Raw genomic sequence first — 24,044 nt, forward strand, 5'->3', positions numbered from 1 at the left:
ACATGTCGCTGATCATCGTCACCACCTCGCCCCGGGTCGCCCCGGGGCTGCTCAGCCATCGCGCCTGGCAGGTTCTCGGACAGGGCCCGGTCCGCACCGGGGCCGCGGACCATCCGCACCTGCCATACCTGGCGGAGGCCGGGGTCGACGTCGAGGTGGTCGCCTGCGACCCCGCCGCGCTGGTCCGCGAGGCGGTGGCGGCGACGGTCGTGTGGCTGGAGGCCGACGAGGCGCTGATGCGCTCCATCGGCCACGCCGCCGTGGCGCTTGAGGACCCGCCGGTGATCGAGGTCGTCCCTGGCTCGTACGACCTGCCGGGCGCGCGGCTGCTCGACCTGGTCTCGGTGATGGACCGGCTGCGGGTCGAATGCCCGTGGGACGCCCGGCAGACCCACGAGTCCCTGGCCCCGTACCTCATCGAGGAGGCCTACGAGGTGCTGGAGACCATCGAGGAGGGCGACCACGCGGCACTGCGCGAGGAGCTGGGCGACCTGCTCCTCCAGGTGGCCTTTCACGCGCGGGTCGCCCGCGAGCGGCCGGACGGGTTCGACGTCGACGACGTGGCCGACGGGATCGTCGCCAAGCTCGTCCGCCGCCACCCGCACGTCTTCGCCGACACCCGGGTGGAGGGCGCGGGCGAGGTCAGTGCCAACTGGGAGACCATCAAGGCGGCCGAGCGCGCGGCCAAGAGCGGTGGCGATCCGGGCTCGGCGGTCGACGGCGTCCCGATGGGCCAGCCCGCGCTCTCCCTCGCCGCGCAGCTCCTGCGCCGCGCCGAGCGCGCCGGAGCCCCGGCGGACCTCCCCGAGGGGGTGCCCGCCGACGGCCTGGGAGCGAAACTCTTCGAGCTGGTACGGCAGGGGCACGCGGCCGGTCTCGACCCCGAGGCCGAGTTGCGCGCCGTCGCCCGCGCCTACCGCGACCAGGTGCGTACTGTTGGCGACGCTAACGCGTCGCGGTGAGGCCGCTCTTATCCGGCTCCTTCCCTCGTCGAGGGAGGTCGCTCGTTCCTCGCGACCTCCCTCTCCTCAGTCCAGTCGCCGGCGCGGCCTCACGGGTAGTCCCCTAAGGGAGAAGCGCGGGGCGCGTCCTCAGGGGCTCCTTGGGATGGTCTCCTCGGTCCAGTTACCGGCGGGATCTGAGGCGTCGGCGGTGGAGCGCCTTCGGGTCCTCATACGGAAATTGCGCGAACATTGTTCGGAGGCGTCCCGGCCGCCGTATCGGCAAGTAGATCTCGGTACGCTTCTGAGGCAAACTGTCCTGCGACTTTAGGAGCGCTTCGTGGCTTCCATCGAGGGCGTTACCGCCCGAGAGATCCTTGACTCCCGGGGTAACCCGACGGTCGAGGTCGACATCCTCCTGGACGACGGCAGCCAGGGGCGCGCCGCGGTTCCCAGCGGCGCGTCCACCGGCCAGTTCGAGGCCGTCGAGCTCCGTGACGGCGACGAGCGCTACGGCGGCAAGGGCGTGGAGAAGGCGGTTCTCGGCGTGACCGACGAGATCGCCGACGAGATCCTCGGGTTCGACGCCACCGAGCAGCGCAGCGTCGACCAGATCATGATCGACCTGGACGCCACGCCCAACAAGGCGCGTCTGGGCGCCAACGCGATCCTGGGCGTCTCGCTCGCTGTGGCCAAGGCCGCCGCGGACAGCGCCGAGCTGCCGCTCTTCCGCTACCTGGGCGGGCCGAACGCGCACCTGCTGCCCGTGCCGATGATGAACATCCTGAACGGCGGCGCGCACGCCGACACCAACGTCGACATCCAGGAATTCATGATCGCTCCGATCGGGGCGGAGACGTTCCGTGAGGCCGTGCGGATGGGCACCGAGGTCTACCACGCCCTCAAGGCGGTGCTGAAGGAGAAGGGCTACGCCACCGGCCTCGGCGACGAGGGTGGTTTCGCTCCGAACCTGCCCTCCAACCGTGACGCGCTCGACCTGATCCTGGTCGCCATCGAGAAGGCCGGGTACGTGCCCGGCGAGGACGTCGCGCTGGCCCTCGACGTGGCCGCCTCCGAGTTCCACTCGGGCGGCGTCTACACCATCGACGGCAAGGGCCTGTCCGCCACCGAGCTGATCGCCTTCTACGAGGACCTGGTCGCGAACTACCCGCTGGTCTCCATCGAGGACCCGCTGGACGAGAGCGACTGGGAGGGCTGGAACGCCATCACCCGCGCCCTCGGCGACAAGGTCCAGCTGGTCGGCGACGACCTGTTCGTGACCAACCCCGAGCGCCTGGCCCGCGGCATCGCCGAGGGCACCGCCAACGCGCTGCTGGTCAAGGTCAACCAGATCGGCACCCTGACCGAGACCCTCGACGCGGTGGACCTGGCCCACCGCAGCGGTTACCGCTGCATGATGAGCCACCGCTCCGGCGAGACCGAGGACACCACGATCGCCGACCTCGCCGTGGCCACCAACTGCGGCCAGATCAAGACCGGCGCCCCGGCCCGCTCCGACCGGGTGGCCAAGTACAACCAGTTGCTCCGCATCGAGGAGCTTCTGGACGACGCGGCCCGTTACGCGGGTCGGGCGGCCTTCCCGCGTTTCCGGCGGTAGTTTCTTCTGGCGGCTCGCACCCGTTCCGAGCACGGGCCGCACCTGGGGAACGCCGGTCGCGGTCCGGCGTTCCCCAGGTGCGGAGATCGGCGACCGCCGGTGTCGGAGCCGCTGTGCGGGGCACGGTGGGCGGGGAACGGTGGACGAGGCCGCGAGAACGTGGGGACGAGGAGGGGCGCATGGCGACACGGCCGCAGTTGACGGGACGGGCCGCGGTCCTCGCGATCGTGGTGTGCGCGATCGCCATGAGCCTCGCCTACCCCATCAGGGAGTACGTCGCCCAGCGCCGCCAGATCGCCCAGCTGGAGCAGGAGAAGGCCAGGGAGATCGCCGCGATCAAAGCCCTGGACGACCGCCACAAGCAGCTCCTGGACCCCGGTTTCATCAAGCGGCAGGGCAGGGAGCGGCTCTTCTACTGCGACCCCGGGCAGAAGTGCTACGTCGTCATGGGCGAGTCGCCCGCGCCGGGCAGGAACACGGCCGGTGAGCGGAGGGCGGTCGCCAAACCACCGTGGTACGAGACGCTGTGGGACTCGGTCAAGGCCGCCGACAGTGGCACCGGGCAGAAGGCGGCCAGGGCCGCCGGGTGACGCCGATACCCTGGTTGTCATCTTCTTGGGGGTGTCACGAATGGTTGATGACCGCGACGTGGCGGCGGTGGAGCGACAGCTCGGCCGGGCGCCGCGAGGACTGCGAGGGGTGGCGCACCGCTGCCCGTGCGGGCTGCCCGACGTCGTCGAGACCGCACCGAGACTGCCCGACGGATCGCCCTTCCCGACCCTGTTCTACCTCACGTGCCCCAGGGCCGCCTCGGCCATCGGCACGCTGGAGACCTCGGGGATGATGCGGGAGATGCAGGCCAGGCTCGCCGACGATGCGGAGCTGGCCAAGGCGTACCGGGCCGCCCACGAGGACTACGTGGCGCGCCGTGACAAGGCGGCCGCCGCGGACGGCCTGGAGCCGCTGCCTCGCGACATGCAGAGCACCGGGGGCATGCCCACCCGGGTCAAATGCCTGCACGCCCTGGTCGGGCACGAGCTCGCGGTGCCGGGGAGCAACCCCTTCGGCCGTGAGGCCCTTGACGCGCTCGGCGAGTGGTGGGCCGCCGGGCCGTGTGTGGACGTCGAGGACGTAGAGGAGAGCAAGTGATCCGCGTCGCCGCGATCGACTGCGGTACCAACTCCGTCCGCCTGCTCATCGCCGAGGTCGGCAGGGACAGGCTGATCGACGTCGAGCGCCGAATGGAGATCGTCCGGCTGGGGCAGGGGGTCGACGAGACCGGCAGGCTGGCGACGGACGCCCTGGAGCGTACGTTCACCGCCATGCGCGGCTATGCCGAGCTCATCGACCGGCACGCGGCCACCTCGGTCCGCGTGGTCGCCACCAGTGCGACGAGGGACGCCGCAAACCGGCAGGACTTCGTGGACGGCGTACGCGAGATCTTCGGCGTCGAGCCCGAGGTGATCACGGGCGTCGAGGAGGCGGAGCTGTCGTTCGTCGGGGCCACCCGCGAGCTGGTGCGGTTCTCGCCCGAGACGGGACTGCCCGCACCCGAGGGCACTCGCCCCCCGTACCTCGTGGTCGACATCGGCGGCGGCTCGACCGAGTTCGTGCTCGGCTCGACGCATGTGGAGGCCGCGTTCTCCGTCGACATCGGGTGTGTCCGGCTGACCGAGCGCCACCTGCGCGGCGCGGGTGACCCGCCGTCGGCGAAGGCGGTCGAGGCGGTGACCGCCGACATCGACGAGGCGCTCGACCGGGTCGCGGCCGAGGTGCCGGTGGAACGGGCGTTGACGCTGGTCGGGCTTGCCGGTTCCGTCACCACGGTCGCCGGAATAGCGCTCGGGCTATCTGAATATGATTCGCAGAAAATTCACCATTCGCGAATTACCGCAGGTCAGGTGCATGACATCGCCGGCAGATTGCTTGGAATGACCGTTGAGGAGCGGGCGACGATTCCCGTCATGCACCCCGGCAGGGTCGACGTGATCGGGGCGGGCGCGCTCATCCTCGACCGGATAGTGACCCGTTACGGTTTCGGCGATGTGGTCGCCAGCGAGCGCGACATCCTCGACGGCATCGCGTGGTCCGTAGCCACCTCATAACAAGACCTAGACAATTCACCCGTTTAGGGAGTATTGAGGAAAGCTTCCCGTTTATGGTTAGGTAAAGAAGCTTTAGTGGGACTTTGCCGTGGGCCCGGCACAGCTTGTTGTCGGGGCGGCAACCGTCTCCAGGGCAAATCTTGCTTCCCAACGAACGGAGCATCCCCTCATGAAGTCCGGACTAGCACGAAAGCTAGCCGCAGCAGGAGCCAGCGCGGCCATGCTGGCAACCATGGCAGTAGGCATGCTGGCCACGCCCGCAGCGGCGGCCAGTGGATCGGGTCAGACGGTCGCGGCCGTCGCCAAGCCGAAGCCGAAGCCCGCGGTGTGGGCGGGCACTCCCAAGGCGTCTCCCTCGAAGTACGAGGGTGAGTGCCCGGTCAAGGTGACCTTCTCCTCGAAGATCAAGGTGAAGGCCGTCAAGGCCAAGACCACCGTCGCCTACCGGTGGTTGCGCGGAGACGGGTCCAAGGGCAAGGTCCAGACCTTCACCTTCCGCGGCAAGGGCGTCAAGAGCTTCACCGTCAAGGAGAAGGCGACCTTCAAGGGCGACGTCAAGGGCTGGCAGGCCATCCAGCTCCTGGCTCCGCGTGCCGCCACCTCCGCGAAGGGCCGTTTCTCGGTCTCCTGTGGCGCCGGTGAGGACGACCACGAGGTCGTCAGGCCCGGTGTCGGTGCGCAGGTGTGGGTCGACGAGGGTAACTGCGAGGCTACCCTGATCGGCCGGATCAACACCTCCGGCTCCCGCTGGGTGCGTTACCAGTGGGTCGTCAACGGCCGCGTCGTCGACCGTGACGCCGTTCGCGTCAACGGTTCGAGCAAGGTCTTCCACGTGATCAAGCCCCGTGACGACTTCAGGGGCTGGGCCGCGCTGGAGATCATCGACCCGGTCGAGACCTCGTCCAACCGCGCCTACTTCAAGATCTGGTGCAAGGACACGTCGCCGCAGGTCTCCACCTACGTCAGCGCCCCGACCGACTACGCCGGCACCTGCCCGGTGGCTCGCACGTTCACCGGCACGATCAGCGTCTCGCACGTCCGTGGCGCCGTGAAGTACCGCTGGATCCGCGACGGTGTCGCGGGCGACTGGCAGAGCGTCTACTTCAGCGGTCACGGCGCGCAGAGCCAGAGTGTGACCGACACCTGGACCGCTTCGGCGTCCGGTCACGCCAAGCGTGCGATCGAGATCTACGGTGGCCCGACCAGTGGCACCGCGGTGGGCAAGGTCTTCTGCAAGCCCACCTCCACTCCCACTCCGACCCCGACCCCCACTCCGACCCCCACCGCGACTCTTCCCGCCTGATGGCCTGACAGTCGCGACAGCGCGCCCGGCGGCTGACGCCGGGACGTGTCCGGAGTGAAACAGGCGGCGTCCGCACCCAGCGGGCGCCGCCTGTCGCCTTTCCACTCCGATCGCCTCGCCTCCCCGGCGGGCCTGCGGGAGGCGAGGGGCCCGGCGGGCTCCGCGGTCTCCCGCATCGGGCACCATCGGATTCATGACCTGTGTTCCTCCCGGATCCGGCTGGCCCGGCGATCCCGCCCAGCCCGACACCCCCGTCGCCCACGACCCCGCCGAGGTGCGCGAGCTCGCGGAGAAGAGCGGCAGCCTCGCTGAGCTCACGGCCGCGCAGTCGGTCTGCAGGGCCTGTCCGCGCCTGGTGGAGTGGCGCGAGGAGGTGGCGACGGTCAAGAGGCGGGCGTTCGCCGAGGAGACCTACTGGGGCCGGCCCATCGCCGGATGGGGCGCGGAGCGGCCCGAGATCCTGATCGTCGGACTGGCTCCGGCGGCGCACGGCGGCAACAGGACCGGGAGGATCTTCACCGGCGACCGCAGTGGTGACTGGCTGTTCGCCTCGCTGTACCGGACGGGGCTGGCCGTACAGGAGACCAGCCTGCACGCGGGCGACGGGCAGCGGCTCGTCGGCGCGCGGATGGTGGCGGCGGTCCGGTGTGCTCCGCCCGCGAACAGGCCCGAGCCGGCCGAGCGGGCCACCTGCTTCCCCTGGCTGGCCCGTGAGGTCGCCCTGGTCTCGGCGGAGGTACGGGTGGTCGTCGCGCTGGGAGGCTTCGCCTGGCAGGCGATCTGGCCCGCGCTGAAGGACGCCGGATACGCCCTGCCCCGGCCGAGGCCGCCCTTCGGGCACGGCGCCGAAGTGGAGATCACCTCCCCCGGGGGAGGTCCCGCGTACCTTCTCGGCTGCTATCACCCCAGCCAGCAGAACACCTTCACCGGCCGGGTGACCGCGCCGATGCTCGACGAGCTCTTCACCAGGGCGAACGCGCTCCGCAACTTGTGAACTCAATCACAATCAGAAGATCGACAGGAATTTTCGCAAGAAGAGAGGATGTTTCTAACCGTCGGCGGAAATTTCGGATAAGTTGCCGGGCTTGCGGCTGGCGCGACCGGGGTCACGCACGTATGCTTGTGAAAGGTTTCACAAGCCTCGAGACTTAAGGAAGGCGTCGAAGTGGACCGCAACTCCAAGCACATCGTGGTGGTCGGTGGAGGCTATGTCGGCCTTTACACCGTGCTGCGCCTGCAGCACACGCTCCGCAAGGAACTGCGCGAAGGAAGCGTGCGAATCACTGTCCTCACCCCCGAGTCCCACATGACCTACCAGCCCTTCCTGCCCGAGGCGGCCGCCGGAAACCTCTCGCCCCGGCACGTGGTCGTCCCGCTCAGGCGCGTGCTCTCGAAGGCGACGATCCTCAACGGCAAGGTGACCAAGGTCAACCACGCCGCCAAGAGCCTCACCTTCGCGCCCAACGTCGGCACGGCGCACGAGATCGACTACGACATCGTGGTCATGGCCGCGGGCTCGATCTCCCGTACGCTCCCCATTCCGGGCCTGGCCGACGCCGCGATCGGTTTCAAGACCGTCGGCGAGGCGATCGCGCTGCGCAACCGGGTGCTTGAGCTCCTCGACCGGGCCGAGAGCGACGGCGACGAGGCCCTGCGCAAGCGGGCGCTGACGTTCGTCGTGGTCGGCGGCGGCTTCGCGGGTGTCGAGGCGCTCGCGGAGCTGGAGGACATGGCGGTCGACGCCACCCGCTACTACCGCAACATCTCCCGAGAGGACATGCGCTGGGTCCTCGTGGAGGCCACCGACCGCATCCTGCCCGAGGTCGGCCCCGAGATGGGCAAGTGGACCGCCGAGCAGCTGCGCGAGCGCGGCATCGAGGTCAAGATGAACACCCGCCTCGACTCCTGCGAGGGCGGCCTGGTCAAGCTCTCCGACGGCGACGAGTTCGAGTCCGCCACCATCGTGTGGACCGCCGGGGTGAAGCCCAGCCCGGTCGTCAACGCCGGAGACCTGCCCCTCGACGAGCGTGGCCGGATCAAGACGAGCACCCGGCTGACCGTGGTCGGCGTCGAGGACGCCTACGCGGCCGGAGACGTGGCGGGCGTGCCCGACGTGACCAACCCGGGCCAGTACTGCGCGCCCAACGCCCAGCACGCCGTACGGCAGGCCAAGGTCCTCGCCGACAACATCACCCGCAGGCTCCACGGGAAGGAGCAGATCGACTACCGGCACAGGTATGTCGGCTCCGTCGCGGGGCTGGGCCTGCACAAGGGGGTCGCCAACGTCTACGGGATCAAGCTCCGCGGGCTTGCCGCGTGGTTCATGCACCGCACCTACCATCTGTCGCGGGTGCCCACGATCAACCGCAAGGTCCGGGTGACGGCCGACTGGACCCTGGCGCTCTTCTTCAAGCGCGAGACCGTCTCTCTCGGAGAGATCGAGGAGCCACGTACGGAGTTCCGCGCCGCGGCGACGACCTGAGCCTCTCCGGGGGTGGACACTCGCGTCCACCCCCGGATTCGTCGTTGCCGACGGTGTGCTATTCCTTGACCGGGTTCCCGAATCCAGGGCGGGTCCGTAGATTTGGAGCAGTGAGTCATGCGACGGTTGGCTTGAGCAGTTACGCATGAGTGGTCCGTTACGTATGATTAGGCGCCCCCGTAGCCCAATGGCAGAGGCAAACCCCTTAAAAGGGTTCGAGTGAGGGTTCGAGTCCCTCCGGGGGTACCGCATTGCCCATTCGACAATCGGCCCGTGACCAGTGCAAATGTGGTCACGGGCCGATTTTTCTTACTGCTTGGGATTCGATGGGACCTTGGTATAAAATAGTAACCATGGGAAACGAGGCGAACCTGGAGCCGATGCTTCGGGCCAATGGGATCGCCCGGCAAGTGATCGATCACATCGGGGACAAGTGGTCCCTGCTGGTGATCGCGGCCCTGGGGCACGAGGCCCAGCGGTTCTCCCGGCTCAAGGCGCGGATCGAGGGGATCAATCAGCGCATGCTGACCCGGACGTTGCGGGCACTGGAGCGCGACGGCATCGTCGAGCGCAACGTCTATCCGACCTCGCCGCCCAAGGTGGAATACGTGCTCACCCGGATCGGCCGCGACCTCTCGGTCACCGTGACCGGTCTCTGCGAGTGGGCGCGCCGCAACCTCGACGAGGTCGAGGCGTCGCAGCGCCTTTTCGACGAGAGATCGGCGAAGGAGATGTGAGGTCCGGGAACCAGACGCGCCGACCGTTCGTTGGCAACATCGGCGGTAGCCGTACGGTCACTTGAACAACATGGATATCAGCACGATACGGCCGTGTGACAACCGATCTAATACGCTGATCGCGTAGGTCGCAGCGTGGAGGCAGCGATGGAGAGCAAGAACCCCGTATTCAGTCGGCAGGCCAAGGGGAATCAGCAGGGATGGGGCATGCCGACCCCCACCCCTGACCAGCTTCAGGGAATGTACAACACGCCGTCGTACGCGCCGCCCGCACAGCGGACGATGACGATCGACGACGTGGTCGTGCGTGGCTTCATCACGCTCGGCACGCTCGTTGTCTCGGCGGCGGTCGCCTGGGCGCTCAACCTCGGTATGGTCGCGGCGATCGTCGGCGTCATCGTCGGCCTGGTGCTGGCCCTGATCATCTCGTTCAAGCAGAGCACCAACCCCGCGCTGATCCTCGGCTACTCGGTGGCGTACGGCGTCGCCATCGGCGTGATCAGCCACGTTTACAACAACCTGTACAGCGGCATCGTCTTCCAGGCGGTGCTCGGCACGGCCCTGGCGTTCGGTGCCATGCTGACGGTCTACGCGTTGCGCATCATCCGGGTGACGCCGAAGTTCACCAAGTTCGTGGTGGCCGCGGGTCTGGGCCTGATGGGTCTCATGCTCGTCAACCTGCTCGCCGGCTTCTTCATCGAGGACGGCATCGGCATCCGCTCCGGTGGTCCGCTGGCCTACGTGTTCAGCATCGCCGCGATCCTCATCGGCTGCTTCTTCCTGCTGCTGGACTTCGACGAGGTCGAGCGCGGGGTGCGGGCCGGTGCCCCGGAGAAGTACTCGTGGCTGATGGCCTTCGGCCTGACCGTCACCCTGGTCTGGATCTACCTGGAGATCCTGCGCCTGCTGAGCTACTTCTCGAGTAGCGACTGACCGTGACGCCAGGAGGCCCCGCCGGATTCGATCCGGCGGGGCCTCCTTTTTTCTGAGCGGATGTGTGAGTGAACGGAAGGCAACGGGGGATAGACGAACCGCGACGAGAGAGAGCATCTCGGGGCTTGCCATCTGCGCTTTCGTGATGCACTGTCGAGCAAAGGAGCCTATCCGTGGAGGTGCCCATGTCGTTGAACCACTCAATGGAGACGCAGAGCAAGCTGATCGCAAGGGTCCCGGATATCACGGGACGTGCACTCCCCGAGTGGTTCCGAGCAATCGACAACGGTCCGTCGTTCCTTCGCTGTGATGAGCGCGCCACCTGGCTCGCGGACGAGCACGGGCTGTCCCACGGCTATGCCGCCGCCATAGTGCACGAGCACGAGCGGCACCGCCGTACCCGCCACCTGTAAGTCGACTATCTTCGCCAAGCCCGCGCCACCTTGGTGGTGCGGGCTCTGTCATGTGCGCCATGATGAGCTCATGGATCATGAAAAGGCGCGCGGATTCATCCGCGCCAACCATCGCGCGGTCATGCTGACCTCGCACGCGGACGGACGCCCGCAACTCTCCCCGGTCACCGTGGGGCTCGACGCGGAGGGGAACCCGATCGTCAGCACCCGGGAGACCGCGGCCAAGGTCCGCAACCTGCGTAGGGACCCGCGACTCTCGCTCTGCGTGACCACCGACGCCTTCTTCGGCGAATGGATCCAGATCGACGGCACCGCGGAGATCATCTCGCTGCCCGAGGCGATGGAGACCCTGGTCTCCTACTACCGCGACATCTCCGGTGAGCACCCCGACTGGGACGACTACCGGGCCGCCATGGAGCGGGACCGGCGGGTGATCGTGAAGATCACGATCACCCGTGCCGGCCCCGACGTCCACGGCTGACCGGGGCCTCGGGGATCGGCCCCGGCCCCGGCCTCAGCTGAGGCGTTCCAGGACCATGGCCATGCCCTGACCGCCGCCGACGCACATGGTCTCCAGCCCGATCGACCTGTCGTGGAAGGCGAGGCTGTTGATCAGGGTGGAGGTGATGCGGGCCCCGGTCATCCCGAAGGGATGGCCCACCGCGATGGCGCCGCCGTTGACGTTGAGCCTGTCGATGTCGATGCCGAGATCCTGGTAGGACGGGATGACCTGGGCGGCGAACGCCTCGTTGATCTCGACGAGGTCCACGTCGCCGATGGACATGCCCGCCCTGGCCAGGGCCTGCTTCGAGGCCTCGACAGGGCCCAGGCCCATGATCTCGGGGGACAGGCCGGTCACGCCGGTGGAGACGATCCGGGCGAGCGGGGTGATGCCGAGCTCGGCCGCCCTGGTGTCGCTCATCACGATCACCGCGGCGGCGCCGTCGTTCAGCGCGCAGCAGTTGCCCGCGGTGACCGTGCCGTCGGGCCGGAAGACCGGTTTGAGGGTCGAGACGGCCTCGTAGGTGGTGCCGGCGCGGGGGCCGTCGTCCTTGCTCACCACGGTTCCGTCGGGCAGGGTCACCGGGGTGATGTCCTTCTCCCAGAAGCCGTTGGCGATGGCCTTCTCCGCCAGGTTCTGGGACCGGACGCCGAACTCGTCCTGCTCCTGCCGGGAGACGCCCTTCAGCCCGGCCAGGTTCTCCGCGGTCTGGCCCATCGCCACGTAGATGTCGGGCAGTAGGCCGTCCTCGCGCGGGTCGTGCCAGACCTCGCCGCCGCCCTCGGCGGCCCTGGCCGAACGGGCGCGGGCGTCGTCGAACAGCGCGTTCTGCGTGTCGGGCAGCGAGTCCGAGTTGCCCTTGGCGAAGCGGGAGACGCACTCCACGCCCGCCGAGACGAACACGTCGCCCTCGCCCGCCTTGATCGCGTGCAGCGCCATCCGGGTGGTCTGCAGGGAGGACGAGCAGTAGCGGGTCACGGTGGTGCCGGGCACGCTGTCCAGGCCGAGCAGGGTGGCGACCACGCGGCCGATGTTGAAGCCCTGCTCGCCGCCCGGCAGGCCGCAGCCCAGCATGAGGTCGTCGATCGTGGTCGGGTCGAGTTGGGGGACCTTGGCGAGCGCGGCCTGGATGATCTGTGCTGTCAGGTCATCGGGGCGGATCTCCTTGAGGGACCCCTTGAAGGCGCGTCCGATGGGCGAGCGCGCGGTCGCGACGATGACTGCCTCGGGCATGTGGCTCTCCTGGGTTCGTATCTGCTCCTCCAGCGGAGCGTACCGTGCGGTATGCCAGAAGCCACGCCCAGGGCGGCATTGAAACAGAACTTTGTACTGGATGCACAGTGCCCCGTCCGGGGACGGGGCACTGTCGCGAGTCGACCGCCCTCACGGGCTGCGGATGTCGCGCCCGGTGCCGGTCTCACACATCGGCCGCGGATGTCAGCCGTACATGCCGGGCGAGGTGCCGTCGCCGTCCTTGATCCCGTGGAGGCCGCCCTTCTCGTCGCGCCACATCCGCCAGCCGTTCTGGCTGCCGGTGAACCAGGCGGGCGGGACGCCCGGGCCGGACACCCGCTTGCCGTCGGCCAGCCTGAACTCGCACAGCGAGGCCACCGAGTAGAACCCGGAGTTCTGGCCCTTGAGCGCGAGCGGTTTGGGATCGGTCGCGCAGAAGGACCAGCCGTGCTCGTCCTTGACATCGGCGTTGCGGCCGGTGGAAAGGTCGAACGTGTTGCCCGGCTTGTCGTGTCGCAGGAAACCGACCTTCTCCATCCGGGGCGGGAAGGCCAGCCACCAGCCGGACTCGGGAACCTGCTCGGCGGAGATCTGGCCGAGCACCCGGCCGCTGTCGGCCTCCAGCCGGGCGAACCCGCCGTACTGGCCCTGCTGGTCGACCGGGCGGACCACCGGTGCGAAGCCGGGGTTGCCGCTGGGATAGACGCGGACCACCGACGGGCGCATCCAGTTGACGGTGCCGTCGGCGAGCTTGACGGAGAACAGGCCGAAGGCCGAGACCTTGCTCGTCTTCGGGTTGGTGTAGGGGGCGACGTACCCGACGAGGTTTCCCGTCGTCGCGCCGAAGGACCAGCCGCCCGACAGGTCGACCCCGGAGCCGAGGGCCTGCTCGACGGGGACCCGCCAGATGACCTTGCCGGTCTTCAGGTCGTGCGACTCCAGGACGGGATGGCGGGCGAGGCGGAGGAAGACCACGCGGGAGGTGTCGGACCACTCGACCTCGGCGATGCCGGGGAGCTTCCACGCGATCCTGCCGGTGACCGGATCGAGCACGACGACGCGGGCGCTCGCGAGCGCGGTGTGCTCGGACACGCACACGAAGGCTCCGCACCGCTGGGGGCCGAAGGTGGAGTGCACCGGGCGGCTCCATCTGCGTGCCCCGGTTCTGGCGTCGAGGCCGACGAGCGTGGCCTTCCAGCGCCCCCGCCTGGCGGGGTCGACCGTCACCGCGACGGTCTGCCCGGTGGCGGTCTCGACGATCGCGGGAGCGGGCACCCCCATCCCCGGCAGGCGGCCCGCCATGGTCGAGGGGTGGGACCACAGCTTCCTGCCGGTGGCGAGGTCGACGGCCACCGCCTCAAGCGTGCCGTCCGGCTTCATGGAGGTCGTCATGGCGACGCCATCGGCGACGGTGGTACGGCTGACCGCGTTCACCTCGGTGTTGTGCCAGGTGGGATGGTCAGGGGTGGCCGCTTCACTGCCGGAGCAGCCGCCCAGGGTCAGAGCTCCGGCGAGCACCAGGGCCGGTTTCGCGAGGGGCCGGATCACGGGTATTCCACTCCAATGCGGGCGAGGCGTTACGGCTTCGCAGCGGAGGGTGACCGTGTTCAGGCGCTGTCGGGCCGCTTTCCGGGCCTCCGGCCGAGCAAGGTCACCCATCGTCCCTGGGGTCCGGTCGCTCGACCGGCGACACGGGTCGCGGAGACCTCGGCGCCGGGCTCCTCCGCGGCCTTGGCCGCCGCGAGGTAGATCGACTCAGCGCGCTGGACGCGAGGTTCGGGCCACAGCTCCAACGCACTGCATACGGAAGGTAGCACTGCGTAAGCTATCTGGAGATAGCCTTGGCTAGATGGGTGATAACGATCAAGGCCGAACATCTCCGACGGGTTCATGTCGAACTCCGGCCCCAACAGGTCCGCGAAGGCCACGGTCCGCCCGCCCGCCTCGACCACGGCGACGGTCTGCGCGGCGGCCAGCTGGCGGCTCCATCGCCTGGTCACCCAGCGCAGCGGCTGCGCGATCGGCCTGACCGTGCCGAGGTCGGGACAGGTGCCCACGACCACCTCCGCCCCCGCCTCCCGCAGCCGCCGGACCGCTTTCTGCAGGTGTCGTACGGCCTGGGCCGGTATGGTCTGCGAGGTGACGTCGTTGGCGCCGATGAAAATGACCGCGATCTCAGGCCGGGCCTTGAGCACCTCGTCGACCTGGTCGCCCAGCTCCGCGGAGGTCGCCCCCGACCTGCCCGCCACGGTCAGCCGCACCGGCCGCTCGGCGATCACGGCCAGCCCGTTGGCGATCAGCACGGCGGGTGTCTCCGCGGGGTCCGTGGTGCCCAGGCCGACGGAGGTGGAGTCACCGAGCATGGCCATCCGGATCGGCTCGCCGCCGAAGGCCCCGTACACGCCGTCGGAAGGCGGTCCGTCCATGCCGTGCGGGCGGCCGACCGTGCGGCGGGCCACCATAGCCTCGGCCAGCAGCAGCCCGTAGGTCACCGCGCCGAGCAGGGTGACGCCTCCCCCTCCCAGTGCGGCCGCCGCGGCGATGCGACGGGCGGCTCGCGCCGTCCCGGGTGTCCAGATCACGTGACGTTGCTCCCTCCGTACGGGGCGGTAGCGTTGCCTTGGAACATGGTCGAGGTCCCGCCACCCCCATGGGACCACGGCGATCAACACAACAAGCTGACAGAGCTTTGGTATTTCGAGGTGATATCCCGGTGCGCGTACATGACTCGCTCGTCGAACTGATGGGCAACACCCCTCTCGTCCGGCTGCAGAAGGTGACGGAGGGTATTTCCGCCCAGGTGCTGGCGAAGGTGGAGTATTTCAACCCAGGTGGTTCGGTGAAGGACCGCATCGCGGTGCGGATGATCGACGCCGCCGAGAAGTCGGGCGAGTTGCGGCCGGGGGGCACGATCGTGGAGCCCACCTCGGGCAACACCGGAATCGGCCTGGCCATCGTGGCGCAGCAGCGGGGGTACAAGTGCCTGTTCGTGGTGCCGGACAAGGTGGCCCAGGACAAGATCGCGGTGCTGCGCGCCTACGGTGCCGAGGTCGTGGTCTGCCCGACGGCGGTCTCTCCCGAGCACCCCGACTCCTACTACTCCGTCTCCGACCGGCTGGCCAAGGAGACGCCGAACGCCTGGAAGCCGGACCAGTACTCCAACCCGAACAACCCGGAGAGCCACTACCACTCCACGGGCCCGGAGATCTGGGAGCAGACCGAGGGCCGGATCACCCACTTCGTGGCGGGCGTCGGCACCGGTGGCACGATCAGCGGCACCGGCCGCTATCTCAAGGAGGTCTCCGGCGGCCGGGTTAAGATCATCGGCGCCGACCCGGAGGGCTCGGTCTACTCCGGCGGCACCGGGCGGCCGTACCTGGTGGAGGGCGTCGGCGAGGACATCTGGCCGGCCACCTACGACACCACGATCTGCGACGAGATCATCGCGGTCTCCGACAAGGACTCCTTCGGCATGACCCGCCGCCTGGCCCGCGAGGAGGCGTTGCTGGTGGGCGGCTCCTGCGGCATGGCGACGGTGGCGGCGCTGCGGGTGGCCTCGCAGGCCGGCCCTGACGACGTGGTCGTGGTGCTGCTGCCCGACGGTGGCCGCGGCTACCTTTCGAAGATCTTCAACGACGAGTGGATGGCCGACTACGGCTTCCTGACCACCTACAGCGACGAGGGCCTGGTCAAGGACGTGCTGACCCGCAAGAACTCCGGTATGCCGGAGTTCGTGCACACCCACCCGTACGAGTCGGTCGACACGGCCATCTCGATCATGCGCGAGTACGGCGTGTCGCAGCTTCCGGTGATGAAGGAGGAGCCGCCGGTCATGGCCGCCGAGGTGGTCGGCTCGATCCTGGAGCGAGACCTGCTGGACGCCCTGTACCGCGGCCGGGTGCGGCCGACCGACCCGCTGGCGGCCCACATGTCGCAGCCGCTGCCGACGCTCGGCGCGGGGGAGCCGATCTCCATCGCCGTCGAGGCGCTGGAGAAGGCCGACGCCGCGGTCGTCCTCGACAACGGCAAGCCCGTCGGGCTGCTCACCCGCCAGGACCTGCTGGCCTTCCTCGCCAACCACTGAGCTCGCCAATCACTGAGACCACCCGAACTCCGGCCGGGAGACCCCGGTCGGGGTTCGGGGCGTCCCTGCGGGTCAGAGGGGGAACTCGGCCGTCACCTCCCAGGCACCGGAATGGGTGGGCCCGGCCATGAGCCTGCCGCCGAGCGCCTCGACGCGCTCGGCCATGCCCACCAGGCCGAAGCCGCCGCCGAGGTGGGAGATCCTGACATCGGACGCCGAGCCGTAGTTGCGCACCCGCAGCCGCACGGTGTCCCCGGCCGTGTTTTCCCGGTTCCCCGGCTCCCAGCCGTTCCCCGCGCGCCTGCTCTCGGCCCAGGCGCGCAGGTCGGAGCCGTCGGTCAGCCTCAGGTCCGCCTCGACCCAGCCGGTGCCGGGAGCATGCCGGCGGACGTTGGTCAGCGACTCCTGGAGGACCCGGTGAAGGGTGGTCATCACCTCCGGGGCCACGGTGCCGTCGGTGATGCCCTGACCGATGTCGAAGGCGACCTGGGGGCCGGTGGCGGAGAAACGCTCGACCATCGTGCGCATGTCCATGAGCGTGCTGCCCGGTGAGCGGGTGGCCTCGTCCTGCGCGCGGAGCACGCTGACCAGGCGGCGCATCGAGGTCAGCGCGTCGGCCCCGGCGCCGGCGATCGCCTCCAGGGAGGGGATCACGGCCTCCGGCTTCCGTTCGGCGACGACCTTGGCGGCCTGCGCCTGCACCACGATCCCGGTGATGTGGTGGGCGACCAGGTCGTGCAGCTCCCTGGCCAGCTCCAGGCGCTCGGCCCGCCGTACCGATTCCACGGCCTCCCTGCGGCGCTCCTGCTGGAAGCGGAGGTAGGCGCCGATACCGGCGGCGAACGACCAGCCCACGAAGAGCAGGAAGCCGGTGACCACACTGGCGGTCGTCTCGTTCAGGCGTACACAGGAGGCCTCCAGCACGACCATCGCCGCCAGCGAGAACAGCGCGGCCCGCCGCACCGGCTCGATCGCGCGCAGCCCGCCGACGGTGAGGACCAGCAGCGTTCCGATCTCGGCCAGGCCGGGTCCGCCGTTACCCCCGGCGACGCCGACGGCCAGGCTGCACAGGAACGACACCGTCAGCAGGGCGACGAACCCGCCGACCCGCAGGCGGCGGCGCCACAGCACCGCCGCGACGCCCAGCACACCGCACACCAGAACCGGCCACATCGCCTCCCCACCCGCGCTCGTCATGATCAGAACGTCGAGCAGCAGGAGCAGCAGGAGCCAGCCGATCAACGCGATCTCGCTGAGCCTTTTGACCCAGTAGACGAGCCGGTTCGTTTCCCCCACGGTCCCAGAGCCTAAACCTGAAGGGGGAGATGACGTATCGGCCGTTCGGCTGAGCCGTCCCGGTTCGAACCGGCCCTTCAGCGGAGGCAGTGCCGGGGCGGCCGCACCGATGCTTGAGACGTCGAAGGGGGAGAGGGAAATGACTGTCGTCGGAATTCTGCTGCCGGTCGTCGGCCTGCTGGTCGGCGTCGCCCTGACGCTCGCCGACCCGGTCCTGCTCTCGCGGATCACCGGGGAGCGCGCCGAGGGAGTCACGAAGGGCGGTGCGTAACGGTTGTCCGTGCTCCTCAGTGGGGAGTGCGCCGAGGGAGTCGCGGAGGGTGGTGCGTAACGGTTGTTCGTGCTCCTTAGTAGGGGAGTGCGCCGAGGGAGTCGCGGAGGGTGGTGCGGAGCGGTTGTCCGTGCTCTGTGGGCGCCAATGTTGCGAGTAGCGTTGACCCCATGAACCAAGGATTCGAGACGCTGGCCATCCACGCAGGTCAGGAACCCGACCCCTACACCGGGGCGGTGGTTCCGCCGATCTACGCGGTGTCCACCTACAAGCAGGACGGCGTGGGCGGTCTGCGCGCCGGATATGAGTACAGCCGGTCGGCCAACCCGACCAGGACGGCGCTGGAAGAGGCCATGGCCGCGGTCGAGGGCGGCAGCCGCGGTCTGGCCTTCGCCTCGGGCCTGGCGGCCGAGGACACGGTGCTCCGCACGATCTGCAAGCCGGGCGACCATGTCATCATCCCGAACGACGCCTACGGGGGCACCTACCGTCTGTTCGCCAAGGTGCACGAGCGCTGGGGGCTGCACTACGACCCGGTGCCGCTGGGCGACCTGGCGGCGGTGGCGGCCGCGGTGACCCAGAAGACCAGGATCATCTGGGTGGAGACGCCCACCAACCCGCTGCTCGGCATCGCGGACATCGCGGCCCTGGCCCAGCTCGCGCGCGACTGCGGCGCGTTGCTGGTGGTGGACAACACCTTCGCCTCCCCGTACCTGCAGCAGCCGCTGGCGCTGGGCGCGGACGTCGTCGTGCACTCCACCACCAAGTACGTGGGCGGCCACTCCGACGTGGTCGGCGGCGCGCTCGTCGCACGCGACGCCGGGCTGGGCGAGGAGCTCGCGTACCACCAGAACGCGATGGGCGCGGTGGCCGGGCCGTTCGACGCCTGGCTGACGCTGCGCGGTCTCAAGACGCTCGGGGTGCGGATGGACCGCCACTGCGCGAACGCCGAGCGGGTGGTGGATCTGCTACTCGCCCATCCGCGGGTCACCTCGGTGCTCTATCCGGGCCTGGCCGATCACCCCGGTCACGAGGTGGCGGCCAAGCAGATGAGGCGCTTCGGCGGCATGGTCTCCTTCCGGATGGCCGGAGGGGAGGCCGAGGCGGTCGAGGTGTGCGACCGGACCAGGCTGTTCACCCTGGGCGAGTCGCTCGGCGGTGTGGAGTCGCTGATCGAGCACCCCGGCCGGATGACCCACGCCTCCGTGGCGGGCTCGCCGCTGGAGGTCCCCGGTGACCTGGTCCGCCTGTCGGTCGGCATCGAGTCGATCGACGATCTCCTCGCCGACCTCACCCAGGCGCTGGGGTAGGAGCGCGGGCGTGCTCAGGCCGGGTTGAACCAGACCATCAGTGCCAGGATGACGATCCAGATCAGCACGATCACGCCGGAGAACGCGGCGATCCGGCCGACCTGAACCTTGGCGTCGTCCTCCGGGCTCTCGCTGGAGAGGACCCGGATGGCGGCGCCCTGGTCGCGGGCCACCATGAACAGCAGTCCCAAGGTGACGATGAAGAGCGTCATGGAGACCGACAGGTACGGCCTGCCGAGGAACTCGCGGCCCAGCAACAGGCCGAACAGGAAGATCCCCAGGGAGGCGAGGCCGTAGATACGGGTGGTCTTGTGCAGGTAGCGCAGGACGTCGACGTTCTTGGCACGGATGAATCTGGGAGTGGACATCATGGCGGCGGTCACCGGGCCCAGGGCGAAGATCGAAAAGCCGATGTGCAGCCAGAGCAGCAGGTCTGTCATGCGCCAGACATTAGTCTTCGTCGATCTCTTCCGGGTACGGCTCGCTTGGCCGTCACCGACCTGCAGTGATCTTTTGAAGGAGGTTCCGGTGCGGCGGGCGGGCGGGTTCCGGCCCCTTGGTCGTCCCGCGGGTGCCGTGAAGACCGGGTCGGCCGGACATCCGGGGGGATGTCACTCGCCGTCGATGGTGTCGTGCCTGTCCCGGCCGTGCGGGACCATGCACAACTCGAAGCAGACGCAGACAATGAGCATCAGTGCCACGAGAATTCCCGCGAGCATCGGACTCATTCCTCCCCCTTGAATTGGTGAACTTTCTTTACTGGGTAGACGGCGGCAGTCCCGAAGACGTTGTTACGGAAGGGTCACGGTTTGAGGAGTGGTCGATCTTCGAATCCTGCTCTGAGCACACCCGGGGATGAGTAGGATCGACAGAGCCCGTTCCCGTGTGATGAGACCGGCGGCGAAGTCGTGGTCGTGCCGGGCGGGCCTTCCACCGAACAGAGATAAGACGGCACGAAGGAGTGCCAGCCGTGGCTGTCAAACACGTTGAGCCGTACACCGAGGAGTGGCGGGACCAGCCGGCCCACTATGCCGGCCTCGTCGTCGAAGCCCTGGGTGACCAGGTCGAGAGCTGGTGGCAGGGGCCCTGTGACCCGCGCACCGTCACCGTCCGCCTGACCGGAGGCGACGCGCTGGTCTGGGACGAGGAGAGCGGCTGGCGCCGTGGCCGCTACGCGAGCGGTGACCCGGGCACCCCCACGGTCCTCGCCGACGATCGCTATCTCGGCGGCGGCCTCCTGCTCTCTCCCCGGCGGATCCCCTCCGCGATCGCCGACGCCCGCGCGGGTGTCGGCAACAGCACGGCGTGGCGTCCCTGCTACCGCTCCTACCGCCACTACCACGACGGCTTCGACCTGGCGCTCGACGGCTACGCCGACTTCTGGGCCCCTCAGGTAGGCCGGGGACCCGTCAGCGCGTGCGGCGGGCCCGCAGGAAGTCGCTGACGACGTACTCTCCCAGGCGGTCGGCGCCGGGAGAGAAGACCCGGCCGCCGTTGCGTCGCCCGACCTCGTTCACGAAATCCTTCAGACGCTCGTCATCGGCGAGCATGAAGACGTTGAGCGTCGCCCTGCGCCGGGTCATCTTGTCGACCTCGGCGAGCGTCAGCTCCAGCGTCTCCTGGGTGGGCGGCCACTCGAAGGCCGCCGAGCCGTTGCGCCGCAGGTGGGCGGTGGGCTCACCATCGGTGACCACGAGCACGACCGGCTCGAAGTCGGGGTGGCGGTCCAGGTGGCGCCCGGCGATCAGCAGGGCGTGGTGCAGGTTCGTCCCCTGGACCATGTCCCACTCCAGGCCCGCCAGCTCGTCGGGCTGCAGCACGCGGGCGTAGTTGGAGAAGCCGATGATCTGCACCGAGTCCTGCGGGAACTTCGAGGCCACCAGCGCCTGCAGCGCCATCGCCGTCTGCTTGGCGGCTGCCCAGGTGCCGCGGAGCGCCATCGAATAGGACAGGTCGACCAGCAGGCAGACCGCCGCCGCCGTACGCCGCTCGGTCTCGGCCACCTCGAAGTCGTCGACGGACAGGGTCACCGCGCCGGTGCTCCCTCCGCGCCGGACGCCGTTGATCACCGTGCGGACCACGTCGATCGGCTGCTCGTCGCCGAACCGCCAGGGCCGTGAGGAGCCGGTGAGCTCACCGGCCGAGCCGGCGTCCACCTGGTCGTGATCGCCGCGGCGTCCGCTCTCCAGGGAGGCGAAGACGCGGCGCAGCGCGGTCTCCCCCAGGCGCCTGACGGCCTTCGGGGTGAGTTCCAGCTTGCCGCGCCGGCGCAGCAGGTAGCCCTGCTGCTCCAGCTCGCGCTCGACCTGCCTGAGCGCCTGCAGGTCGTCGACGGCCGCCCGGCCGAGGGCACGCCGGATCGCGGCCTCGTCGATGTCGTCCATCCGGGCGCCGGGGTAGTCCTGGCGGAGCGCGGCCTCCAACTGGGTCAGGTCGGCGAGCTCGTCCAGCGCGCTCACCGCGTCGGACATCCCCATCGGCTCGTCGCCGCTCAGCCGCTCCGGGGTGTTCCAGGCGAGGTCGGGGCGGCGGGCGTACAGGGACTGGCCCAGGCGGCGCATCTGCTCGTCCAGCCCGGCCTGGGCGAGCGTCTGCTCGATCAGCCGGCCCAGTTCCTCGCGCTGGGCCGGGGTCAGGGAGGCCAGCAGGCGCTGGGTGGCCGCGGCCCGCCGGGCGAGGGTGTCGACCAGCTCCTCCAGGTTCCGCGGCGACTCCGGAAACATGTCCCCATATTTCGACATGAACTGCTCGAAATCAGCCTGAGTGTGCTCGCCACGGGCATCCCGGTCGAGCATGTCGTTCAGGTCGGACATCATCTCCCTGACCCGCTCCATGGCGGCGGGGTCGGGATTGGCCAGGGCCTGCCGCATGCCGCGGAACTGGCTGTCGAGCACCTCCCCGCGCAGCAGGTCGCGCAGTTCCTCGAAGGTCTGCCTGGCGGCGGCCGAGCGCCACTGGTAGTCCCCCAGTTCCCGGATGGCGCTCGCCGTGTCGTCGGGGAGAGCGGCCAGCTCCGCCTCACGCAGCCTGGCCTCGTCCGAGGGGTCGGGGAACAGCTCGGCCCGCTCCTGGCCGATCGCCTTGTCCAGCAGTGCCCTGGCCCGCTCCAGCGTGCCGTCCAGGCGCCCGCGCTCGCGCAGCTCCCGGCGCCGGCGCCGCACCTCGCGGAGCAGATCGTCAAGCCCGCGCCGATTCTGCGCGCCCGGCAGGCCCTCCTTGAGCAGGTCCCGCAGGGCGTGGGCGGGGTTGGAACCGGACAGGATCGCGTCGCCCATCCGGTCCAGCGCCGAACGGACGTCGTACGGAGGGGCGAGCGGGTCGGGCCCGTCCCGGTATTCGCCATAGCGATAGCTCATGCCAGACACCTCAGGTGCGGTAGGTCGTCGTGCCGTCCACCTCGTCCTTGGAGAGCCGACGCAGGAGGTACAGGCCCTCCAGGGCGAACTCCAGTGCGGCGGCGGCGTGGCCGGGCGACTCGTCGCCGATGCCGAGCTGGGACATGATCTTCGCCAGGCCCTGCACCGGGCCGATCCTGCGCAGCAGCTCGGCCGCCGGGACCGTCACCCCCGACTCGACCTGGACGCCCTCTGCGAACCTGTCCAGCAGCGGGGCCAGGTCCGTGCCGCCGAGCGTGCCGCGGAACGTCTCGGCCACCGCCCTGCGAAGCAGGTGCGAGAGCACCTCGGTCTCCCGGCCCTCCTCGCTGACCTCGAACTCCACCTTGCCACGGAGCGTGTGCACGATCCCCGGCAGGTCGGCGACCCTGGCCACCGCGTGGTCCTCGCCGGTCAGCGCCGCACGCCGGACGGCTGAGGCGGCCACGGTCTCGGCCGCGGCGATGGAGAAGCGTGCCGAGACGCCCGAGCGCGCGTCCACGGCGGTGGACTCGCGGACCAGCCGGGTGAAGCGGGAGATCACCTCGATCAGGTGGTCGGGCAGGTCGGCGCCCACCTGGTCGAGAGCGGCCTCCTGACGGATCAGCACCAGCTCGGTCTCGATCGAGAGCGGGTAGTGGGTGCGGATCTCGGCGCCGAAACGGTCCTTCAGCGGGGTGATGATCCGGCCGCGATTGGTGTAGTCCTCGGGGTTGGCGCTGGCGATCAGCAGGATGTCCAGGGGCAGGCGCAGGTTGTAGCCCCTGACCTGGATGTCGCGCTCCTCCAGCACGTTGAGCAGCGAGACCTGGATGCGCTCGGCCAGGTCGGGCAGCTCGTTGACGGAGAACACGCCCCGGTTGCTCCTGGGGACCAGGCCGTAGTGGACGGTCTCCGGGTCACCGAGCGTGCGCCCCTCAGCGATCTTGATCGGATCGATGTCGCCGATCAGGTCGCCGACGGAGGTGTCCGGGGTGGCGAGTTTCTCGCCGTACCGCTCGTCCCGGTGTTTCCAGGAGATCGGCAGTTCCTCACCCGCCTCGTCGGCCAGGCGGCGGCAGCGGACGCACGAGGGCTGGTAGGGATGGTCGTTGATCTCACAGCCCTCGACGACGGGGGTCCACTCGTCGAGGAGCCCGGTCACGGTGCGGATCAACCGGGTCTTGCCCTGGCCACGCTCACCGAGCAGGACCAGATCATGCCCGGCGAGCAGCGCCCGCTCCAGGTATGGCAGGACGGTGTCGTCGAAGCCCACGATGCCGGGGAACCGCGACTCTCCTGCCCGCAGGCGGGCCAGGAGGTTCTCACGGATCTCGGCCTTTACCGTACGGTGAATATGGCCGCTCGTGCGCAGCTCGCGCAGAGTACGTGGCTCTGGGATTTGAGGCACGGGATCGAGCCTACGTCCACAACACCCGATCCGGCACTCTCATCCCTCTTTC

At 69.2% G+C, this 24,044-nt stretch carries 23 protein-coding genes and 1 tRNA gene; 17 read left to right on the forward strand and 7 right to left on the reverse strand.

Annotated elements, in window-relative coordinates; translation table 11 throughout:
- Nucleotides 1-2 precede the first annotated feature (2 nt).
- The 13 genes from ACWD3H_RS08880 to ACWD3H_RS08940 all read left to right on the forward strand — a co-directional run bounded on the left by ACWD3H_RS08880 (nt 3) and on the right by ACWD3H_RS08940 (nt 11,013).
- On the forward strand, nt 3-962 hold the full coding sequence (locus ACWD3H_RS08880) for a MazG family protein (RefSeq protein WP_451954561.1): 960 nt from the start codon (nt 3-5) through the stop codon (nt 960-962).
- A 319-nt stretch (nt 963-1,281) separates the two neighbouring features.
- Nucleotides 1,282-2,559 (forward strand): phosphopyruvate hydratase, encoded by a 1,278-nt coding sequence (eno, locus tag ACWD3H_RS08885; protein ID WP_350960656.1) that lies wholly within the window; start codon nt 1,282-1,284, stop codon nt 2,557-2,559.
- 179 nt (nt 2,560-2,738) lie between these two features.
- On the forward strand, nt 2,739-3,149 hold the full coding sequence (locus ACWD3H_RS08890) for an FtsB family cell division protein (RefSeq protein ID WP_350926780.1): 411 nt from the start codon (nt 2,739-2,741) through the stop codon (nt 3,147-3,149).
- A 40-nt stretch (nt 3,150-3,189) separates the two neighbouring features.
- Complete coding sequence (locus ACWD3H_RS08895) at nt 3,190-3,708, forward strand: DUF501 domain-containing protein (RefSeq protein ID WP_451954562.1); 519 nt, start codon at nt 3,190-3,192, stop codon at nt 3,706-3,708.
- On the forward strand, nt 3,705-4,664 hold the full coding sequence (locus tag ACWD3H_RS08900) for a Ppx/GppA phosphatase family protein (RefSeq protein ID WP_451954563.1): 960 nt from the start codon (nt 3,705-3,707) through the stop codon (nt 4,662-4,664). The genes ACWD3H_RS08895 and ACWD3H_RS08900 overlap by 4 nt, the downstream gene beginning before the upstream one ends.
- Before the next feature lie 232 nt (nt 4,665-4,896).
- Nucleotides 4,897-5,967, forward strand: coding sequence for a hypothetical protein (locus ACWD3H_RS08905; protein ID WP_451954564.1), 1,071 nt, complete (start codon nt 4,897-4,899; stop codon nt 5,965-5,967).
- 193 nt (nt 5,968-6,160) lie between these two features.
- Complete coding sequence (locus tag ACWD3H_RS08910; protein WP_451954565.1) at nt 6,161-6,961, forward strand: uracil-DNA glycosylase; 801 nt, start codon at nt 6,161-6,163, stop codon at nt 6,959-6,961.
- Between the two features lie 171 nt (nt 6,962-7,132).
- Nucleotides 7,133-8,449, forward strand: coding sequence for an NAD(P)/FAD-dependent oxidoreductase (locus ACWD3H_RS08915; RefSeq protein WP_350926770.1), 1,317 nt, complete (start codon nt 7,133-7,135; stop codon nt 8,447-8,449).
- Nucleotides 8,450-8,622: 173 nt separating this feature from the next.
- Nucleotides 8,623-8,695 (forward strand) — tRNA-Leu (locus ACWD3H_RS08920).
- Between the two features lie 107 nt (nt 8,696-8,802).
- Nucleotides 8,803-9,186, forward strand: a complete 384-nt coding sequence (locus ACWD3H_RS08925) for a winged helix-turn-helix transcriptional regulator (protein WP_350926768.1) — start codon at nt 8,803-8,805, stop codon at nt 9,184-9,186.
- Nucleotides 9,187-9,333: 147 nt separating this feature from the next.
- Nucleotides 9,334-10,119: a Bax inhibitor-1/YccA family protein gene (locus tag ACWD3H_RS08930; RefSeq protein ID WP_355559990.1), complete on the forward strand. Its 786-nt coding sequence runs from the start codon at nt 9,334-9,336 to the stop codon at nt 10,117-10,119.
- 185 nt (nt 10,120-10,304) lie between these two features.
- Nucleotides 10,305-10,532 (forward strand): DUF4287 domain-containing protein, encoded by a 228-nt coding sequence (locus ACWD3H_RS08935; protein ID WP_350926868.1) that lies wholly within the window; start codon nt 10,305-10,307, stop codon nt 10,530-10,532.
- A gap of 70 nt (nt 10,533-10,602) precedes the next feature.
- Complete coding sequence (locus ACWD3H_RS08940; protein WP_350926764.1) at nt 10,603-11,013, forward strand: PPOX class F420-dependent oxidoreductase; 411 nt, start codon at nt 10,603-10,605, stop codon at nt 11,011-11,013.
- Between the two features lie 33 nt (nt 11,014-11,046).
- Here ACWD3H_RS08940 and ACWD3H_RS08945 read toward each other — a convergent pair whose 3' ends face one another.
- From ACWD3H_RS08945 to ACWD3H_RS08955, 3 genes are all read right to left on the reverse strand, one after another.
- A complete protein-coding gene (locus ACWD3H_RS08945; protein WP_355559986.1) occupies nt 11,047-12,267 on the reverse strand; it encodes an acetyl-CoA C-acetyltransferase in 1,221 nt (406 codons plus the stop codon).
- 204 nt (nt 12,268-12,471) lie between these two features.
- On the reverse strand, nt 12,472-13,815 hold the full coding sequence (locus ACWD3H_RS08950) for an outer membrane protein assembly factor BamB family protein (protein WP_451954566.1): 1,344 nt from the start codon (nt 13,813-13,815) through the stop codon (nt 12,472-12,474).
- A 59-nt stretch (nt 13,816-13,874) separates the two neighbouring features.
- Nucleotides 13,875-14,849: an SGNH/GDSL hydrolase family protein gene (locus ACWD3H_RS08955; protein WP_355559980.1), complete on the reverse strand. Its 975-nt coding sequence runs from the start codon at nt 14,847-14,849 to the stop codon at nt 13,875-13,877.
- 131 nt (nt 14,850-14,980) lie between these two features.
- On the opposite strand from ACWD3H_RS08955, the gene ACWD3H_RS08960 reads away from it, so the two are divergent.
- Complete coding sequence (locus tag ACWD3H_RS08960; protein ID WP_355559978.1) at nt 14,981-16,351, forward strand: cystathionine beta-synthase; 1,371 nt, start codon at nt 14,981-14,983, stop codon at nt 16,349-16,351.
- Between the two features lie 72 nt (nt 16,352-16,423).
- Here ACWD3H_RS08960 and ACWD3H_RS08965 read toward each other — a convergent pair whose 3' ends face one another.
- Nucleotides 16,424-17,647: a sensor histidine kinase gene (locus ACWD3H_RS08965; RefSeq protein ID WP_451954567.1), complete on the reverse strand. Its 1,224-nt coding sequence runs from the start codon at nt 17,645-17,647 to the stop codon at nt 16,424-16,426.
- 139 nt (nt 17,648-17,786) lie between these two features.
- Here ACWD3H_RS08965 and ACWD3H_RS08970 point away from each other — a divergent pair, with 139 nt between their 5' ends.
- Together ACWD3H_RS08970 and ACWD3H_RS08975 are read left to right on the forward strand one after the other, a co-directional pair.
- Complete coding sequence (locus ACWD3H_RS08970) at nt 17,787-17,918, forward strand: hypothetical protein (protein WP_355613781.1); 132 nt, start codon at nt 17,787-17,789, stop codon at nt 17,916-17,918.
- A 170-nt stretch (nt 17,919-18,088) separates the two neighbouring features.
- Nucleotides 18,089-19,228 (forward strand): cystathionine gamma-synthase, encoded by a 1,140-nt coding sequence (locus tag ACWD3H_RS08975; RefSeq protein WP_355613779.1) that lies wholly within the window; start codon nt 18,089-18,091, stop codon nt 19,226-19,228.
- A gap of 14 nt (nt 19,229-19,242) precedes the next feature.
- Here ACWD3H_RS08975 and ACWD3H_RS08980 read toward each other — a convergent pair whose 3' ends face one another.
- Nucleotides 19,243-19,668 carry a hypothetical protein gene (locus tag ACWD3H_RS08980; protein WP_355559966.1) on the reverse strand — a complete coding sequence of 142 codons (426 nt, stop codon included), beginning with the start codon at nt 19,666-19,668 and terminating at the stop codon, nt 19,243-19,245.
- Nucleotides 19,669-20,198: 530 nt separating this feature from the next.
- Here ACWD3H_RS08980 and ACWD3H_RS08985 point away from each other — a divergent pair.
- Nucleotides 20,199-20,672, forward strand: coding sequence for a DUF6292 family protein (locus tag ACWD3H_RS08985; protein WP_451954568.1), 474 nt, complete (start codon nt 20,199-20,201; stop codon nt 20,670-20,672).
- Here ACWD3H_RS08985 and ACWD3H_RS08990 read toward each other — a convergent pair.
- Both ACWD3H_RS08990 and ACWD3H_RS08995 read right to left on the reverse strand, forming a co-directional pair.
- The gene (locus tag ACWD3H_RS08990; protein WP_451954569.1) at nt 20,638-22,584 is read right to left on the reverse strand and encodes a vWA domain-containing protein; all 1,947 of its coding nucleotides are present in this window, start codon (nt 22,582-22,584) and stop codon (nt 20,638-20,640) included. The genes ACWD3H_RS08985 and ACWD3H_RS08990 overlap by 35 nt on opposite strands.
- A gap of 10 nt (nt 22,585-22,594) precedes the next feature.
- On the reverse strand, nt 22,595-23,992 hold the full coding sequence (locus tag ACWD3H_RS08995) for a sigma 54-interacting transcriptional regulator (RefSeq protein ID WP_451954570.1): 1,398 nt from the start codon (nt 23,990-23,992) through the stop codon (nt 22,595-22,597).
- Between the last annotated feature and the right edge of the window lie 52 nt (nt 23,993-24,044).

It is taken from the genome of Streptosporangium sp. NPDC002607 (assembly GCF_053592655.1).